We start from the raw sequence: 18,994 nt of genomic DNA on the forward strand, positions 1-18,994 counted from the left end.
CGAGATCAAAATAAATCGTTAATCTGAACGCATCTTCAAGAAATCAGATGCTATATATATCCGTATCGTTGCCAACAAAAGGACATTTTGATGCAAGCTATAATTGATTGGATTAATAATAACCAAGACATGCTGATCGAATATTCGATCAAAGTGATTGTCGCGATTGTTATTCTGTTTGCCGCTTCAATAGTGACGCGAATCCTCGCCTCAATCATGCGCAAAGGGATGCAAAAACGGCAGGTCGACAATGCTGTTATCAGCTTTTTAACAGCCATTGTTAAATCACTGATTTTCATCGCCGCATTGATGGTCGCATTGAATCAAATCGGTGTTGAAACCACATCGTTTATTGCCATATTAGGTGCCGCGGGTCTTGCCATCGGTTTAGCATTGCAAGGTTCACTCTCGAACATCGCGTCGGGCGTATTATTAATCATGTTCCGTCCTATTCGTTCGGGTGAGTACGTCGAAGCCGCAGGGACAGCAGGTACGGTTGAAGAAATTAATATCTTCCAGACCATCTTAAAAACACCGGATCGTAAAGTGGTCTATCTGCCGAACTCACAAGTGATTGGCAGCGCTATTACTAACTACAACCGCGAACCGATCCGTCGTATCGATTTAGTGATCGGTGTCAGTTACAGCGCTAACTTGCAAAAAACCAAGAAAGTATTAATGGAGGTGCTCAAAAATGACGAGCGCATCTTGCAAGATCCAGAGCCTGTCGTGACCGTTACAGCACTCAATAGTTCTTCAGTGGACTTTAATGTGCGTCCGTGGACTAAAACCGAGGATCACTGGCCAACGCGCTGGGACTTACTCGAGAAGATTAAAGATCGGTTAGATGAAGAAGGTATTGGTATTCCGTTCCCACAAATGGATGTCCATATCAAAAAAGAAGATAAAGAATAAGATGATTAAACGGGGCCGAGGCCCCGTTTTTTATGCTTGCTGTAAGGCTTGCTCGAGATCCCCAATAATATCGTCAATATGTTCGATACCCACACAAAGGCGTATCGCCTCAGGTGTCACACCAACCGCCGCTTGTTCTTGCTCATTGAGCTGGCGGTGAGTGGTTGAGGCAGGATGACACGCTAAACTCTTAGCATCGCCAATATTCACCAAACGTTTGAATAGCGCTAATGCGTCGTAAAAACGGACACCGGCCTCAAACCCTCCTTTAATGCCAAAGGTCAGCAGCGAAGCAGGAACACCGCCATTAATGTATTTTTGCACCCGTTGGTAATATGCGTCATCTTCAAAGCCGGCAAAACGTACCCACTCAACCTGCGGGTGCTCACGCAAATACTCAGCCACTTTCAGTGCGTTTTCGCAATGACGCTCGATCCGTAGCGGGAGCGTTTCGAGCCCTTGCAGGATTAAAAACGCATTAAACGGTGAAATCGCCGCACCGGTATTGCGCAGCGCAACGGTCCTGACCCGGGCAATAAAAGCAGCAGCCTCAAATGCCTCGGTATAGACAATGCCATGATACGCGGGCTCCGGCTGACTAAACTGTGGGAAGCGGTCTTTATGCTTAACCCAGTCAAAACGACCTGAGTCCACGATCAGTCCGCCCACCGAGGTCCCGTGGCCACCGATATACTTGGTTAACGAGTGCACGACAATATCGGCGCCAAAATCGATGGGTTTACAGAGCACCGGTGAAGCCACTGTGTTATCAACCACTAACGGTACGCCTTGGGCATGAGCGACCTCAGCGAGTCCTTCTAAATCCGCTACATTACCCGCGGGGTTGCCAATGGTTTCACAATAAACGGCTTTGGTGTTGTCATCAATGAGCGCAGCAACCGCTTCTGCCGTATCATTTTCAGCAAAGCGTACCTCGATGCCAAACGAGGGCAGCATGTGGCGGAACAAGGTATAGGTGCCCCCATAGAGCTGCGGCGTAGTGACAATATTATCGCCCTGACTGGCGAGCGTGATCAGCGCATATTCAATCGCAGCCATCCCCGATGCAACGGCGAGTGCAGCGATGCCATGTTCGAGCTCGGCAACGCGTTGCTCGAGTACATCATGAGTCGGATTCATAATACGCGAATAAATATTACCCGGCACCGTCAAATCAAATAGATCGGCCCCATGCTGGGCGTTATCAAACTCAAAAGCGACCGACTGATAAATCGGCGTAGCAACCGCCTTGGTAGTTGCGTCGGTGGTATAACCATGATGAATCGCTAACGTTTCGTCTTTCATAAAATATCCTCGGTCAGGGGTGATTGAGCACCCCGTGTCGTCTCTAGTTGGGGCAAAAAATGGCGCACAACAGCGGCGTAGTCGGCTACGTTCTTAATAAAGCCGTCGTGACCAAAGGGTGTATCAATCAGGGCGAGTCCACGGCAATCAGGTAACGCCGCCTCTAACTGATGCATCAAGCGCGGGGGCGCAATAATGTCGGACTCAAAGCCAACCAGTTGCACCGGCACCGTAACGCGCGATGGGTCGATTCGGTACTCGTTTAAAATAGGCGTCAAATGGGTAAACAAGCTCTGCGCATGCTGGCCATGCCGCTTAAGTAACTTTTCACCTTGCGCCAGTAAATAGCTAAAAGCTTCATCGCCATCATTAAAGCGCTGCTCAAATTCATCTGCGCTGCGGTAAGTCAACATGGCCAGTGCCCGCGCCAACACGACGCCTTGTTGGGAACAATCGGCTTGTTGCAATAACGCTTGCTGAAATAGGCGCAGTGCTGCCGATTGCACCGAAGGTTGATGAGCCGCGCCAATCACGACCAGTGCATCGGGTTTAATGAGCCCATCCTGAACCAACTGCAAACCGAGTACGCCGCCAAACGAACCACCCAACCAGGCACCTGGTTGTGTTAAACCGAGTGAACGCAATACGCTGGCATAAGCCTCAGCGTGCTGCGACAGAGTGATAGGCTCTTCTGGCGTATCAGAACCACCGACACCGCCGAGATAATCTAAACTGATCACTTGCAGCTCAGGGTGCGGCGCAAATAGCGGGTGTAACGACTGCCACCACCCATGACCGTCTAAGCGCCACAGTTGACCGCTGGCGCTGATACCGCCTTGCACAATAATCGTATGTTCGGGCTTCGCGTCACTATTACCGAAGCGAAAACCTTTCACCCGTCCATAAGGTGTTTCTGTATAAAAGGAGCGTCCTACCGGAAAAACCATGATGACCTCAACGCCGATTAATGGATGAGTTCAATTTAGCAATACTTACGTTTAACCGTCAAGATGTTTAGACGTCCAAATGCAATATGGTAGCACGCTCTTCGGTTGTGCTATGATTTGCCCATGTCGATATATACCGTCACACAACTCAACAGCGATATCCGCAAGGCAATAGAGCAGGGCTTTGGACACGTATGGTTGATGGGCGAAATCTCCAATTTTGCCGCACCAAACTCGGGCCATTGGTACCTCACCTTAAAGGATGAACGCGCCCAAATACGTTGTGCCATGTTTCGTGGTAATAATCAGCGCGCCAAAGTACGCCCGCAAAATGGCTTACAAGTATTGGTGCGTGGTCGGGTGACGGTGTACGAGCCGCGCGGCGACTACCAACTCATTGTTGAGCACATGGAAGAGGCCGGTATCGGCTTGTTGCAGCAGCAGTTTGAGCAACTTAAAGTAAAACTAGCGGCCGAGGGCTTATTCGCGCAAGAGCGCAAGCGGCCACTACCCGAACATATCCGCCGCGTTGGTGTTATCACGTCGCCGACAGGCGCAGCTATTCAAGATGTGTTAGCGGTGATGAAACGCCGCGATCCGAGCGTCGACGTCATTATTTACCCGACCGCCGTGCAAGGTGACGCCGCAATACCGCAAATAAAAAACGCATTACACACTGCGTTTCAGCGTAATGAAGTTGATGTGCTGATAGTAACCCGTGGCGGTGGCTCGTTAGAAGACCTGTGGTGTTTTAATGATGAGCAAGTCGGGCGCCTATTACTCGATGCCCCGGTGCCTGTCATCAGTGCGATTGGCCACGAAGTTGATTTTACCATCTGTGATTTTATCGCCGATTTGCGAGCGCCGACACCGTCGGCAGCCGCCGAGCAGGTGACCCAAGATCGTAGCGCCCAAGTCAATCGTTTACAGCAGTTGCAACAGCGTTTGGCGACCGGCCAAAAGCGCCGCATAGAGCGTCAACACAGTTTACTACAACAACTACAAATTCGACTGAATCAACAGCATCCGCAACGACAGCTGCAACAACAAAGCCAGCGTTTAGATGAATTATTAGCGCGTGTGTATCGCGCCCAGCAGCGAACCTTGGTTAATCAGCAACAGCGACGTCAGCATGCTATCCAACGTTTGCAGCAGGTCCACCCGCAACGTGAATTGTCGCGCGCTCAACAAAAGCTCTCGCAGATTCAGCAACGTATACCGCTAGTCGCTGAAGCATGGCTCAAACAACAGCACCAACGGCAACGCGCCTTACTGCATGCATTAAACTTAGTGAGCCCACTGAATACGCTTGATAGAGGGTACGCTATTGTGCGAGATGAAGAGGGTCATGTGATTACGCAGCCTGAGCAGACGCAAGCAGAGCAAAAGCTCAGTGTTAAAGTGGCAGGTGGTGAATTTAACGTTAGAAAGTGTTCAGAATAAGTTGCTAAAATAACCATTATCGAGTAAAATCCACGCGCAACATGAATCCAGTCACGGAGTGTTGCAAATGCTGCGAATCGCCCAAGAAGCCCTTACTTTCGACGACGTCCTACTTGTCCCAGGGCACTCAAACGTATTACCGCATCAAGCGGATCTCAAAACCCAATTAACGCGTGGCATCACGCTCAATATCCCGTTGGTTTCAGCAGCGATGGATACCGTCACAGAAGCACCACTCGCTATCGCGCTGGCGCAAGAAGGCGGCCTAGGGTTCATCCACAAGAATATGACACCTGAAGATCAAGCAGCACACGTACGCAAAGTGAAAAAGTACGAGAGTGGCATGGTCAATGATCCGGTCACCGTGAACCCCGACACCACCATTGGTGAGATTAAAGCATTGACTGCCGAACACGGCTTCCAAGGCTTTCCTGTAATCGAGAAAAACGGCGACTTGGTCGGCATCGTGACCGGTCGTGATACACGTTTTGAGGACGATGATTCTAAGCCGGTAAAGGAAGTGATGAGCGATAAATCACGCCTAGTTACGGTACATGAAACCGCGCAAAGCGATGAAATCTTGCAGTTAATGCATAAGCACCGCATCGAAAAAATTCTCGTGGTCGATGATGCCTACAAATTAAAAGGCATGATCACCCTCAAAGACTTTGAAAAAGCCGAAAACAAACCGAATGCCTGTAAAGATGAACTCGGCTCGTTGCGCGTAGGTGCAGCGGTTGGTGTAGGTCCAGGTACCGAAGAGCGTATTAAGCTGTTAGTTGAAGCGGGCGTTGACGTATTGCTGATTGATACCTCTCACGGCCATTCAGAGGGTGTGTTAAAACGTGTCCAAGAAACCCGGAAAGCCTATCCGAACTTACAAATCATTGCCGGTAACGTGGCAACGGCGGCAGGTGCGAAAGCCTTGGTGGATGCTGGCGTAGACGCCGTCAAAGTCGGTATCGGTCCAGGTTCTATTTGTACGACACGCATCGTCACCGGTTGTGGCGTGCCGCAAATTACCGCGATTAGCGATGCGGCAGATGCGCTGAAAGGTACCGGTGTACCTGTGATTGCAGACGGGGGTATCCGCTTTTCTGGCGACATTGCGAAAGCCTTAGTTGCTGGCGCGCACTGTGTGATGGTGGGTAGCATGTTAGCCGGCACCGAAGAGTCACCAGGCGAAGTCGAGCTGTATCAAGGTCGCTACTACAAATCATATCGTGGTATGGGTAGCCTTGGCGCGATGAATCAACGCAACGGTTCGTCGGACCGTTACTTCCAAAACAGCAATGAAGCTGAAAAATTGGTACCGGAAGGTATCGAAGGTCGCATCGCTTACAAAGGTCCCATTTCGGCTATTATTCATCAGCAGATGGGCGGTGTTCGTTCGGCGATGGGCTTGACCGGTTGCGCCAATCTCGAAGAGATGCGCACCAAGCCACAGTTTGTCAAAGTCACTGCGGCTGGCATGGGTGAATCACACGTACACGATGTGCAAATCACCAAAGAAGCGCCAAACTACCGCAGTTCTTAATACCGATTTGTGAGCCGCCGCTAAGGCGGCTCTTTTACTTTTAGTTTTACCTGTTACTGGGACCCAACAATGAGCAGAGATATCCACGACCACCGAATTTTGATTTTAGACTTCGGTTCTCAATACACCCAACTAATAGCGCGCCGTATCCGTGAAATTGGCGTTTACTGTGAACTGTGGGCATGGGATGTCGACGAGCAAGACATTAAAGACTTCGATCCAAAAGGCATCATCCTTTCGGGCGGACCCGAGAGCGTCACTGAAGCCGGTTCTCCGCGCGCGCCAGACTATGTATTTAAGGCGGGTGTCCCTGTCTTGGGCGTGTGTTATGGCATGCAAACCATGGCGCATCAATTGGGTGGGTCAGTGCAAGGCTCACTCGAACGCGAATTTGGCTATGCCCAAATCGAGCTCGTAACAGAAAGCCCTTTATTTGAAGCGATCGAAGATGCGGTCAGCGAAGACGGCAAGCCATTGTTGGACGTGTGGATGAGCCACGGCGATAAAGTCGAAGCCATTCCAGAGGGCTTCCATACCGTCGCCACCACCTCGTACTGCCCATATGCGGCAATGGCGGATGAATCACGTCGTTTTTATGGTGTTCAGTTCCACCCAGAGGTTACCCACACGCGTCAGGGCATGCGTATGCTTGAGCATTTTGTCAGCGGTATCTGTGGTTGCGAAAAACAATGGACGCCCGCACAGATTATCGAAGACGCGATCGAGCGTATTCGTGAGCAAGTCGGTAGCGATAAAGTGATTTTGGGCTTAAGCGGTGGCGTGGATTCATCGGTAACAGCGATGTTGTTACACCGTGCAATTGGCTCACAGCTGACCTGCGTGTTTGTTGATAACGGCTTGCTACGTTTAAATGAAGCCGAGCAAGTCATGGAAATGTTTGGTGACCACTTTGGTTTAAACATTATTCCCGTCGCAGCGGAGCAACGCTTCTTAGACGCGCTGAAAGGCGAAGCGGATCCAGAGAAGAAACGCAAAATTATCGGTAATACCTTTATTGAGATCTTCGATGAGCAAGCGTCTCAGTTGACCGAAGTCGACTGGCTCGCGCAAGGTACCATCTACCCCGATGTCATTGAGTCAGCAGGTTCAAAAACCGGTAAAGCACACGTCATTAAATCGCATCACAACGTAGGTGGCTTGCCCGAGGATATGAAACTCGGTTTAGTTGAACCATTGCGCGAGCTGTTTAAAGACGAAGTACGCAAAATTGGTCTAGAACTCGGTCTGCCTTATAACATGCTTTACCGTCATCCGTTCCCAGGACCGGGGCTGGGTGTGCGCGTATTGGGCGAGATTAAGAAAGAGTACTGTGACCTGTTGCGCCGCGCCGATGCGATCTTTATTGATGAGTTGCACAAAGCCGATTGGTATCACAAAGTAAGCCAAGCATTTGCGGTGTTCTTACCCGTACGCTCGGTCGGTGTTATGGGCGATCAGCGCAAGTATGATTGGGTGGTTTCACTGCGTGCAGTCGAAACTATCGATTTTATGACCGCACGTTGGGCACATTTACCGTACGAATTATTGGAAAAAGTGTCGAATCGTATCATCAACGAAGTCGACGGTATTTCGCGAGTCACCTACGATATTTCGGGCAAACCGCCCGCCACGATAGAGTGGGAATAACACAGTCATCGAAGCCCGCGACTCGCGGGCTTTTTTATGCCATTGCCGAACTAACAAAAAGTCGGCATAGTAGCGCTTATTCGTAGTCATTTGTTAAGCGGTGTAAGATGGATCGAAACCGTTCGTTAAGTCAGAGTCTTTGGCAGGCATTTAGGCGCTATGCACTGCTACCCATGATTATGGTGGAGCTGGCGCTGATAACTATTTATGTAGTGACCAATCAATGGGTAACACAGCAAACCAAACAAGAACTCGTCGAAACGGCTTTATCTGAATCAACGCAAATAGCCAAACGCCAAGCAACGGTCGTGGATGCTCAATTGGCCTCTGTACAGGACCAACTGGCTCTTTATCGTGAATCGATAGCTGCGGTGCTTGATGACCCACGGATCACATGGCAAGGGCATGAAGCGTGGACGCAGGGAGCGAACGGACAGTCCTTTACGCAGGAGGCACTGGGCAAAGATGGGATTGCTGCCTTCTATTCATCGCTGACACCATTGCCTCAACAGAATCTCGACCGTATCGAACAATTACATCTACTAACTCCAGTGATGCGGCAAATGGTCGCTGAAGACAGTTGGGTACAGCAGGTCTACTTTAATACACACGATAGCCTCAACGTTATTTATCCGTTTATCGATGTTGGTTCACAATACGCGGCCGACGTAAACATTCCTAAGTTTAATTTTTTCTATCTCGCTGATAAAAAACACAATCCCGAACGCAAGCCTGTTTGGACACCCGTTTACCTCGATCCTGCGGGACAAGGTTGGATGTTATCGGTGATTGCACCGGTCTATAAGGACGATTCATTGGTAGGAGTCGCGGGCGCCGATGTCACCATCGAAAAGCTCGTTAACTATCTAACTCACACGCGCGTGCCGTGGGACGGCTTTGTGGTACTCGCCAGTCAGTCGGGGAAGATTCTTGCCTTATCGGAACGAGCGCAACAGCGCCTTGATATTACTGTGCCTAAAAGCGTTGCAGTAAAACACGCAAAGCAAGATGAAATCGGTTACCAAAGTGCCGCTTTGTCAGATATTAAAGGCGCTGAACATCTTTTGTCGCTTTGGCAACATGATCATGACAGCTTAGAAGCTATTGCGTTGGGTGGGATGTCTTATATTGCCGCCTGGCACCCTGTCGCAGAAACGGATTGGCAGGTTTTGGTATTAGTGGAAGAGGAAAAGCTACTTGCACGTACCAATAGCATTTACCGGCAAACTGAATTGCTCAGTCTGATCCTGCTTGCAGGACTCGTGATTTTCTACTTACTGTATTTTCAATTTGTAAAAAGTCGCACATATCGCTTCAGTCAGCGATTAAACCGTAATCTGAAAAAGTTATCCGATGCGTTGGCACAAACCGGTCGACAGGAATTCGAACTTACGATTCCCGATCTCGAAGCGCCGGAACTGAATCGGCTCGCTTTACAAATTACGCAAGTCGCTGAGCAATTACGCAGCAACCTATTTAGTTTGCGAAAGAATGAAGCGCGATTAAGATTTGCGCTAGAAAGCAGCGGTGAGTCGCTTATTACACAATCAATAGAACACAATCGAGTCGAAGTCACTGATAACTTCGAAGAGATATCTCAGCGTCCAGAACGAGTGTTTAACCTTGATGAGTATTCGAGCTGGATTCATCCCGACGACCGTGAAAAGGTCAAGGCATTACGACTGCATGCTCAGCGTACTAAACGGCCATTGAGCGCTGACTACCGATTGCAACGAAAGGACGGTAGCTACGTGTGGGTGCAAAGTCGCGGCCAGGTACTCGAAGACGAAGCATCGGGACAAGCGCTGATTATCGGCACCCTGACCGATATTAGTGAGCGTAAGGCAATCGAGCAAAACCTCAGGGCTGCCAAGGATGCTGCTAATGAGGCAAACCGTGCTAAATCAAAGTTGTTGTCGTCGATTACGCATGAAATAAAAACACCATTGACGACCATACTGGGTATTGCAGATATTTTGCGCTTCAAGTTAGCGGATGTCGGGCAGAGAGATTCAATCAGACGTTTAATCAGTGCAGCGGAGCATTTAAATCATTTGGTTGATGATATATTAACGCTGTCGAAGCTAGAGTCTAAGTCACTTACAGTAACGATTGAGCAGGTCGTTCCACAATTTTTGATTGCTGAGACGATCGACTGGTTTAGCGAAACGCTAGAAACGTCAAAAATACAGGTTCAATGCGAGCTATTGCCAAACGCTATTGAACTGAAAGCCGATCCGATACGTTTTAAACAAGTACTCACTAACCTGTTGTCTAATGCGATTAAGTACAGTCCTAAACATTCGAAAGTAAAAGTGATTGAAGCCCAAACAGAAGAGGTGTACACAATAACTGTTAAGGACGAAGGTTGGGGGATTCCGCCGTTATATCGCGCTCGTTTATTTGAAGCATTTAATCGGTTTGGACGTGAACAAACGTCGGTGGAGGGAACTGGAGTCGGTTTGGCCATTTGTCGTGAGTTGATGCGCCTGATGGGAGGCGAGGTCAGTTATCAACCTCTAGAACAGGGAAGTGCGTTTACTATATCGTTTCCCATGAGGTGATTAGAAATGAAACGTTTAAAGCGTGCACTGGTTATCGATGATAACACCACGAATTTAATGGTGCTAAAAGAGCTCATTGAAATGATCGGTGTGCCACAAGTTATCGCAGAAACGAATCCTGTTTATGCATTGAATATTTTAAAAAAGACGCCCGTTGATTGCGTGTTAATCGATCAGAATATGCCACAGATGTCAGGACTCGAGCTATACAGCGAACTCAAACAGGTGATGCCTAGTATCCCCGCCACCTTCATGGTGAGTGCTATCGATGACTCCGAATTAAGAGAAAAAGCCCGCGCAATAGGAATGGTGGGCTTTATCAGCAAGCCGTTTAGGTATGAAATTATCGAGCGCATGTTGCGCGACTTGGATGAGCGTTTGTAGGCCAAGCCGTTGTGCTTGGCCTATGCCTCAATCACTCAGGTAGTTCGATATCGAGCCAAACGAGACGGTGGTCAGAAGAAGCATCCCGTTTTTTCATCAATTCATAACCTGGTTCACCCTGAACCGGCCAAAAAATCCCCGCGTCTTTCACAATTAAGTCGTCAGAAGGCAGTACATAGTCTACCCGTTTACGCCACGCGGCGGTGTGATATTTAGATCCCTCAATATCCGGTGAGTGATTTGCGCCGCCCTCACTCATTGGCATCACATCGTTGACACGCGGATGTTCTAATAACTGAGTCATAGCACCATCCACGCCGCTCGCACCGGCTTGCGCGTTGAGATCGCCCAGTACTACAAAAGAGCCATTGGCAGCGATACCACCACGCTGACCTTGGTCATCGTAAATGTAGTTATCAGCGCCGGGGGTCAGATAGTCACGCACGAAACGAATTTCGTCGTAGTTCTTCATGCCATTGCGGTTCTCTGGGCCGTCAAACGCTGGCGGAGTTGGATGCTGAGCTAAAACATGTACAACTTTACCACCTATTTGAACCGGGACATCCCAGTGAGACTTTGAGCTCAGCGGGTATTGCGCCATAGCCTCATCGCTGTACCATGGCTCATTCGTTGGCTTGCCTTCTTCATCGTGTACATAAGGGACATGGTGACCCGGCATGTCTTTCCACAAGAAGTGTTGGAAAGTGCGAATTTGTTCTCTCAGTATCGGGTACTTTGATAAGATCACCATACCGTACTGCCCTGGATACCAACCAAAGCCCCAAGCATCATTGCCCCGGCCGGTCGCTTTGCCATCCCGGTTGAGGTCAAACGCAGAAGGGGAACCGGTATTGACAGGTGCGGTGTAAACATAGGGGTACGAAATAGGTTTAAGATTATTTTGCGATTCCCCTAAATAACTGTTTAAAAATACGTCAATCCCTTGTTCTTGGGGGACGTAGTCAAACTCGTTGAGAAGAATAATATCCGGCCGAACGCGCTGGATAATCTCCGCGATGCCACGAATTTGGGCATTGTTTTCCTGCAAAACTCGCGGTAACACCGATGCATGAGTGTTGGGAAGTTCTGAGTTGGGAAGGTGGTTGCTGGAGTCCATACTGACGTTGAAAGTCGCGATACGTACGGAGTCTTGCGCTAAAGAGAAGTTTGAATAAGTCATTATTAAAAGCAACGAGAATACAAAGATACTACGCATAGAATTCATCTGAAAGCCTGCAAAATGGAACGATACGACAACACGGAAGAATAAAGGTTCCCTAAACACTAGGCAAGCGCATAAAAATTGATTAAAATATGTCACATATCTGACACGAAAATGTCGCAGAAGCTTAATGAATTTAAATGTTCTTCACAAACAGCCCGTTTTAAGCCGCTGCCGTGAAATTTTTCACGCAGTCAGCTTTCCCGTCTTAAACCGACGGTTATACCGTGGTTCATTAAGCGTTGCTAACTCGTTTTTATGTAAAGTAGAACGTCCAGCATCCCATCTCAGTTTTTTCTGCACACCCCTCAGTGTCATCAAGTTGTCATATTCCAGCGTTATAAATGCGCACTCAAAATTTAGCTCATTTGCTAGTGAGCTTGCTGTACCAAAACCATTAGTACGTTTAATTACAACCTCAGGGATAACTCAATGAAATTCAACTCCAAGGTGAGTCGTATTTCTGCTGCCATCGCGTTAGCAGTAGGAATGTCGACGAGTGTCATGGCTCAAGAGACCTCATCGTCAATGCGCGGTGTGATCACAGGCCCACAAGGAAACCCAGTAGCGAACACTAAAGTTATCGTTACCCATGAACCGACAGGGACTGTGAACGAGTTTGTCACTAGCGCTGACGGTACCTTTACTGCGAAAGGTCTGCGTGTAGGTGGTCCTTACACAGTCGTTATCGATTCAGACAAATACCAAGACGCAGAGCTTGATAATCTTTATCTTGCTTTGGGTGATACCTTACGTGTGACAAGCCAACTGAAAAATAACGACATGGAACGTATTTCAGTATCTGGCTCAGTTATCATGACCGAAAGCGGTGGCGCGAGCAGTAACTTCGGTGAAGAAACCATCGATAACATGCCAAGCTTAAGTCGTGACCTTAAAGACATCGCGCGTATCAACCCATTGGTTTCTATCCGTGGTAATGGCGAAATGTCGATTGCAGGTGGTAACCCACGCTCAAACAGCATTACTGTTGACGGTATCGGCCAGAACGATGACTTCGGTCTAAACTATGGCGGTTACCCAACGGAGCAGCCACCGGTTTCATTGAGCTCAATCGAACAAATCTCAGTTGACGTGGCACCTTTCTCAAGTAAGAAAGGCGATTTCTCTGGCGGTACAATTAACGCAGTCACTAAATCAGGTACTAACGAGTTTGAAGGCGAGTTCTTCTACGAATACTCTTCACCTGACATGAAAGGCGATTCAAAGCGCTTAAACCGTATTACCGGTTCCTCTGGTAATGACCAAGGTTTCCGTGAATACGAAACCGTTGACGTTGAGCCGATTCAAAAGACTTCAACCTTTGGTATGGCGCTAAGCGGCCCGATCATCGAAGACACCTTGTTCTTCTTCACCAACTATGAAGAGTGGAACAGTAAACTCGATTATCAATACGGCTTCCAGGGTAGCGGGGCGAGCAACGAATTCTACACGACACGTGAGAACTTCGAAGAGTTCCTAAGTATTTTGGAAAACACTTACGGCGTCCAAGATTCACTGCCAGGCGCGCCAGAAGATAAAGACCGTAAATGGTTAACTAAGTTAAGCTGGAACGTAAACCAAGATCACCGTCTTGATTTAACCTATCAGTGGCAAGATAACTCAGACATCCGTGGTCACTCAAGTGGCGGTAACACTGTCGTACTTAACTCACGTATTTATGATTACCACACGCGCATGAGCAACATCAGCGCACGTCTATACAGTGACTGGTCAGCAAACTTCATCACCGAAATGGGTATTACCTATAAAGATGTTGTGTCTGATTCAATCACCAACGCTGACTTTGGCGCAGTAAAAGTTGAAGAATTCTTCCGCGGTCCTGCGTACGAATTCGGTGCTGACCAATATCGTCACGCGAACAAAGTTGAGAACCAGAACCTGACTTTCAACTTTGATGCGACCTACCTATTAGGTGAGCATGAGCTTGCTTTCGGTGCTGAGTATGAGCGTCTGCGTTTATACAACAAGTTTGTTCCTGAGAGTTTAGGTGCATGGGAATTCGATAGCTTTGATGGATTCCAAAACCGTGAAATCGGTAACTACAACGGTACTTATGACTTCTCGTACCAGAACGCTTATACCGGTAATCCAGAAGACGCTGCGTATGATGCGGTTCGTTACACCACAGCACTATACGTAGAAGATACCTTCTACCCAACGCCTGATCTTGAGTTAACAGCGGGTGTTCGTTATGAGCGTTTGTCATCAGATGACAAACCGACGTTGAACCAAAACTTTGTTGATACCTATGGTTTCAGTAACCAAGAAAACCTTGATGGTATGGACATCATTTTGCCGCGCGTGAGCTTTAAGTACTACTTAAATGACGACGTTACTTTACGTGGTGGCGTAGGTCGTTTCTATGGCGGAGTACCAAACGTTTGGTACAGTAACCCGTTCACTAAGGACGGTATTACGTTAGTATCTGCGAACAGCGATTTTATCAATGATTACTTCGCGAACAGCTCAGATCCAGCGGATTTCACTCAAGTACCACAAGCCATCAAGGACTCGCTAGAGCAAGGCGCAGGTAGCACTAACTACACTGACCCTAACTTTGAACTGCCAAACGACTGGCGTGCTCAGTTGGCTGCTGACTACAGCTTCGATATCCCGATGGTCGGTAACGATTTCCGTGCGACAACATCATTGCTATACATTCGTAAGCAAGATGAAGCCGTATGGTTAAATACAGCGCTTGAACCAACAGGAACCGCGGCTGACGGCGAACGCATCATTTACGATACGATCTACAGCGGTAACCGCTCGGATAATTTCGATATCATGATGACTAACGCTGAAGATCATGGCCGTAGCTACATCTTTACTCAGTCATTGGCGAAGCAGTGGGATAATGGTCTCAACGTGACCATGAGCTATACGCACCAAGACGTCGAAGAGGTTTCTCCAGGATCTTCTTCACAGGCTCAGAGTAACTACCAGCATTATGTAGCTAAATCGCGTAACCAACCGTTCTCGGCTCGTGGCGACTATGAAATTGAGCACAGCTTCAAAGTTACCGTGGGTTACGAAAAAGAATTCTTTGATGGTTACAAAACTAACATCAACTTGTTCTACGAGCGTCGCTCAGGTCGTCCATTTAGCTACACCATGAGCATGTATCAAGATGGCGATTTCGGTGATACGCGCGACTTCTACACGCAGTCAGCTTATCTTGCTTACATCCCTTCTGGTGCAGACGATCCAAATGTCGACTGGGACAACTCAGTCTCTTGGGATGAGTTGAGTGCAGTGCTTGACCGTGCTGGTATCGCTCCAGGCGGATACATCATGGATCGCAATAGCGGTACTCAACCATGGGTCACCAATTTGGACTTAAGCATTAAGCAGCAAATCCCAGGTTTTGCTGAAGGTCATCGTGGTACCTTGTACTTCACCATCGATAACCTTGCAAACCTATTGAATAGTGACTGGGGTGTTGAGAAACGCTTAGGCTATCCACAAGTCGATCTTTATGATTTCGGTGGCTTGTCTGATGATGGTAAATATCAAATCGAACGCTTGTTCAACGGCTATGCTCCGCAGAACTACGACGAATATGATATTGGCGCATCATCATGGTCTGTCAAACTCGGCGTACGCTACGAGTTCTAAGGCTCAGAGCCCCTCAATTTTGTTGAGGGGCTTTTTTTTGATCATGTCACAGAACTGACACGATCACGGATTACACTTCACGGACTGAATTACATAACAACAGTGTTGAACTAACGGGGATGAACACACATGTTTAACTCAACTTTTAAGCGCACCGCTTTGGCCGCTGCCATCGCAATGACTGTATCAGGTGCTGCGCTTGCACAAGACACCTCATCAAGCATTCGAGGCGTCGTAACCGCAGAATCAGGTTCTATCATTAGCGGTGCAACTATTCAGTTGCGTGATGAACGCACTGGCTCAGTTAAAACCTTAACGACCAACGCGCAAGGAACATTTTCATCACGAGGCTTGCCAGTGGGTGGCCCATACACGTTGATGGTTAAAGGTCCTAACGGTCAAAGCCAAGTCATTGAAAACGTTTACCTCACGTTAGGTGACTCAGAAACCGTGAATGTAGTTCTTGAACCTCAAGATATTGAAACAATCAGTGTAACGGGTGCGGCGCCAACTAATGCGTTGTACGGCAGTAATAGCCCAGCGGCAAACTTCAATCTTGCAGACTTGCAAGACGCGCCGGCCGCTAACCGTGACCTAAAAGACGTAGTGCGTATCGACCCACGTATCTACATCAACGAAACGAATGCAGGCGACATCCAGTGTGGTGGTGCAAACCCACGTTTCAACAGCTTGACTGTTGATGGTGTGCGTATGAACGATAACTTTGGCTTGAATTCAAGCGGTTATCCAACAGAGCGTATGCCTTTCTCTTATGATGCAATCGAACAGGTTGCAGTCGAATTCGCACCGTTCGATGTACAATACGGTGGTTTCACCGCATGTAACATCAACGCTGTCACCAAATCAGGTGACAATGAAATGTTCGGTGGAGTGTTTTTTGATTACACCAACGACTCTTTACAAGGCAGTAAGCTTGAAGGCGACAGCATCAACGTTGGCGCATTCAACGAAAAACGCTACGGCTTTAATGTCGGCGGCGCTATTTTAGAAGACAAACTATTCTTCTTCACCTCTTATGAAAAGCTCGAAGGTTCTGACACCTTTGACCGCGGTCCAGAAGGCACCGGCGTAGCATCACCTGTATTAGGTGTTTCTGCAGCGGACGCGGAGCGTATTCGCCAAATCGCGATCAACAACTACAACTACGATCCCGGCACGTTCCCTGCGAGCTTGCCAGTGGAGGACGAGAAGTTCTTAGCTAAGTTAGATTGGTATATCAATGACGCACACCGTGCATCATTTACCTATAACTACAACGATGGTTTCTCGATTGCTGAATCAGACGGCGACGCAGATGAGCTTGAGTTCTCTAACCACTTCTATGAGCGTGGTTCTAAGTTCACTTCATATGTTGGTGAGTTCTTCTCTGACTGGACAGACAACTTCTCTACTGAAGTACGTGTGGGTTACTCAGAGCTAGACGCACGCGTTAACCCATTAGGCGGCACCGAGTTCGGTGAAGTACAAATCGGCGTTAACGATGCAACCGTCTACTTAGGTGCAGATGACTCGCGTCACGCAAACAAATTGAAGTATGACACGACGTTCTTCAAGTTAAAAGGGACTTACCTTGCCGGTGATCACATCATCTCCGCAGGTATCGAGCAAGAGAAATACGACGTTTATAACTTGTTCGTACAAGAAGCGGAAGGTGAATACCGTTTTGGCTCTATCGACGATTTTGAAGCCGGTACACCAAGCCGTGTAATCTATGAAAGCGCAGCAGGTACGAATAACCCAACGGATGCGGCAGCAGAATTCTCTTACGCTGTAAACACGGCATACGTACAGGACGAGTACTACTACGCGCCAATGGATATTACGTTTACTTATGGATTACGTTATGACTGGTACACTAGCAGCGATAACCCAGTAAACAACCCATTGGTAGAAGACCTTTACGGTTTCTCTAACCAGCAAAACATGGACGGCCAAGACTTGCTGCAACCACGTTTTGGTTTCAACTGGTTTGTGAGCCCACAGTTAGAAGTACGTGGTGGCGTTGGCTTGTACTCAGGCGGTAACCCGAACGTATGGATCTCTAACAACTATTCAAACAACGGTGTTACTCAGTACGAAGCGAACCTATTCGGTGACTTCTTCGCGGGCGGTAACACCTTGTTCAACATTCCTCACACAGGCGAAGGTCGTCCAATCTACGACATTCCACAAAACCTGTTTGACGAAGTCGCTAATGCGAACGGTGAAGGTCCAATCAACACCATGGATCCAAACTTCGAATTGCCAAACGAGTGGAAATACGCGTTGGGTGCAACTTACACGTTCGATAATGACTACGTGTTATTGGTTGACTTCTTACACACTGAGAAGAAAGACGCAGCCGTTATCTACAACCTCGGCTTAGAGCAAACGGGCACAGCGCCAGATGGTCGTCCTATATTTAGCGAACTCTCTACCGACGGTCGTGACCAAGGCGACGATTTCTTGTTAACCAATGTTAAAGGTGATTCAGGTTCACAAACGACTGTTTCACTGGCATTGAACAAGTCATATGACTTCGGTTTAGACTGGAGCTTTGCATACGCTTACAACCGTGCGAAAGACGTGAACCCAATGACCAGCTCAGTGGCGTTCTCTAACTACACCAACTTAGCAACGGCGAACCCACAGAACCCAGGCGTGTCGACCTCTAACTACGAGATCCCGCACCGCTTCACGTTCCGTGCAACGTACACTTCAGAAATCATGGGTTACGAGAACACTATGACCTTGTTTGCTACGCGCAACGAAGGTCGTCCATACTCGTTCACTATGTCTGACGGTGCATTCGGTGATGTTGCGTACCAAGGTCGTCAACTACTTTACGTACCGACCGGTATCGACGATCCTAACTTTGTCGCCGGCATGGATGGGGACGGTAATCCGTTCGACTCACAAGCGTTCTTCGACTTCATCAACTCACAAGGATTGGGTGAGTACGCGGGTGGTATCGCACCACGTAACGAATTCAACTCTAAGTGGTGGACCAAAGTTGATTTACGTGTTGAACAACAACTGCCAGCATTCAGCAACGACCACGAAGCATCAGCCTTTTTCGTTGTTGAGAACTTAGGTAACTTGTTGAACGACGACTGGGGTGTATTATACGAAGCAAGCTTCCCACGCGCTGTGACGGTCGCTGATGTGAGCATCAACGATCAAGGCCAGTACGTATTTGAAAGTTTCCGTGACCCACGCGTTCAATCACGTGCAGGTGCGCCTTCATTGTGGTCAGTACGTGTAGGCTTCGAATATAAGTTCTAAGTATGTCCTAAGACATCGTCAAAGGCCGCTCATTTGAGCGGCCTTTTTATTTTCATATCTTGCCGCTTACCGCTAATTCCGCTAACCTCGCTCAATCACTTATTAGATA

11 protein-coding genes are annotated in these 18,994 nt (G+C 48.2%); 8 read left to right on the top strand and 3 right to left on the bottom strand.

What is annotated here, in order from left to right:
* The first annotated feature begins 90 nt into the window (after positions 1–90).
* Complete coding sequence (locus tag OS145_RS12450; protein ID WP_006956914.1) at positions 91–915, top strand: mechanosensitive ion channel family protein; 825 nt, start codon at positions 91–93, stop codon at positions 913–915.
* A gap of 30 nt (positions 916–945) precedes the next feature.
* Here the strand turns inward: OS145_RS12450 and OS145_RS12455 are convergent, their stop codons facing one another.
* Both OS145_RS12455 and OS145_RS12460 read right to left on the bottom strand, forming a co-directional pair.
* Positions 946–2,220, bottom strand: coding sequence for an O-acetylhomoserine aminocarboxypropyltransferase/cysteine synthase family protein (locus tag OS145_RS12455; RefSeq protein WP_006956913.1), 1,275 nt, complete (start codon positions 2,218–2,220; stop codon positions 946–948).
* Positions 2,217–3,167, bottom strand: coding sequence for an alpha/beta fold hydrolase (locus tag OS145_RS12460; protein ID WP_006956912.1), 951 nt, complete (start codon positions 3,165–3,167; stop codon positions 2,217–2,219). The genes OS145_RS12455 and OS145_RS12460 overlap by 4 nt, the downstream gene beginning before the upstream one ends.
* 123 nt (positions 3,168–3,290) lie before the next feature.
* On the opposite strand from OS145_RS12460, the gene xseA reads away from it, so the two are divergent.
* From xseA to OS145_RS12485, 5 genes are all read left to right on the top strand, one after another.
* A complete protein-coding gene (gene xseA, locus OS145_RS12465; RefSeq protein WP_006956911.1) occupies positions 3,291–4,610 on the top strand; it encodes an exodeoxyribonuclease VII large subunit in 1,320 nt (439 codons plus the stop codon).
* 67 nt (positions 4,611–4,677) lie between these two features.
* Positions 4,678–6,147 carry an IMP dehydrogenase gene (gene guaB, locus OS145_RS12470; protein ID WP_006956910.1) on the top strand — a complete coding sequence of 490 codons (1,470 nt, stop codon included), beginning with the start codon at positions 4,678–4,680 and terminating at the stop codon, positions 6,145–6,147.
* A 69-nt stretch (positions 6,148–6,216) separates the two neighbouring features.
* On the top strand, positions 6,217–7,794 hold the full coding sequence (gene guaA, locus OS145_RS12475) for a glutamine-hydrolyzing GMP synthase (protein WP_006956909.1): 1,578 nt from the start codon (positions 6,217–6,219) through the stop codon (positions 7,792–7,794).
* A gap of 107 nt (positions 7,795–7,901) precedes the next feature.
* Positions 7,902–10,358, top strand: coding sequence for an ATP-binding protein (locus OS145_RS12480; RefSeq protein WP_006956908.1), 2,457 nt, complete (start codon positions 7,902–7,904; stop codon positions 10,356–10,358).
* A 6-nt stretch (positions 10,359–10,364) separates the two neighbouring features.
* Positions 10,365–10,742, top strand: coding sequence for a response regulator (locus OS145_RS12485; RefSeq protein WP_006956907.1), 378 nt, complete (start codon positions 10,365–10,367; stop codon positions 10,740–10,742).
* A gap of 31 nt (positions 10,743–10,773) precedes the next feature.
* Here OS145_RS12485 and OS145_RS12490 read toward each other — a convergent pair whose 3' ends face one another.
* Positions 10,774–11,967, bottom strand: a complete 1,194-nt coding sequence (locus OS145_RS12490; RefSeq protein ID WP_006956906.1) for an endonuclease/exonuclease/phosphatase family protein — start codon at positions 11,965–11,967, stop codon at positions 10,774–10,776.
* A 429-nt stretch (positions 11,968–12,396) separates the two neighbouring features.
* Here OS145_RS12490 and OS145_RS12495 point away from each other — a divergent pair, with 429 nt between their 5' ends.
* The gene (locus OS145_RS12495) at positions 12,397–15,600 is read left to right on the top strand and encodes a TonB-dependent receptor (RefSeq protein ID WP_006956905.1); all 3,204 of its coding nucleotides are present in this window, start codon (positions 12,397–12,399) and stop codon (positions 15,598–15,600) included.
* 129 nt (positions 15,601–15,729) lie between these two features.
* Positions 15,730–18,885: a TonB-dependent receptor gene (locus OS145_RS12500; protein ID WP_006956904.1), complete on the top strand. Its 3,156-nt coding sequence runs from the start codon at positions 15,730–15,732 to the stop codon at positions 18,883–18,885.
* The last annotated feature ends 109 nt before the right edge of the window (positions 18,886–18,994 follow it).

The organism is Idiomarina baltica OS145 (genome assembly GCF_000152885.1).
GTDB lineage: Bacteria > Pseudomonadota > Gammaproteobacteria > Enterobacterales > Alteromonadaceae > Idiomarina > Idiomarina baltica.

Bases quoted from the DNA above. Each gene is read 5' to 3' on its own strand.
- OS145_RS12450 (WP_006956914.1), top strand. From the start codon at position 91: ATGCAAGCTATAATTGATTGGATTAATAATAACCAAGACATGCTGATC.
- OS145_RS12455 (WP_006956913.1), bottom strand. From the start codon at position 2,220: ATGAAAGACGAAACGTTAGCGATTCATCATGGTTATACCACCGACGCA.
- OS145_RS12460 (WP_006956912.1), bottom strand. From the start codon at position 3,167: ATGGTTTTTCCGGTAGGACGCTCCTTTTATACAGAAACACCTTATGGA.
- xseA (WP_006956911.1), top strand. From the start codon at position 3,291: ATGTCGATATATACCGTCACACAACTCAACAGCGATATCCGCAAGGCA.
- guaB (WP_006956910.1), top strand. From the start codon at position 4,678: ATGCTGCGAATCGCCCAAGAAGCCCTTACTTTCGACGACGTCCTACTT.
- guaA (WP_006956909.1), top strand. From the start codon at position 6,217: ATGAGCAGAGATATCCACGACCACCGAATTTTGATTTTAGACTTCGGT.
- OS145_RS12480 (WP_006956908.1), top strand. From the start codon at position 7,902: ATGGATCGAAACCGTTCGTTAAGTCAGAGTCTTTGGCAGGCATTTAGG.
- OS145_RS12485 (WP_006956907.1), top strand. From the start codon at position 10,365: ATGAAACGTTTAAAGCGTGCACTGGTTATCGATGATAACACCACGAAT.
- OS145_RS12490 (WP_006956906.1), bottom strand. From the start codon at position 11,967: ATGAATTCTATGCGTAGTATCTTTGTATTCTCGTTGCTTTTAATAATG.
- OS145_RS12495 (WP_006956905.1), top strand. From the start codon at position 12,397: ATGAAATTCAACTCCAAGGTGAGTCGTATTTCTGCTGCCATCGCGTTA.
- OS145_RS12500 (WP_006956904.1), top strand. From the start codon at position 15,730: ATGTTTAACTCAACTTTTAAGCGCACCGCTTTGGCCGCTGCCATCGCA.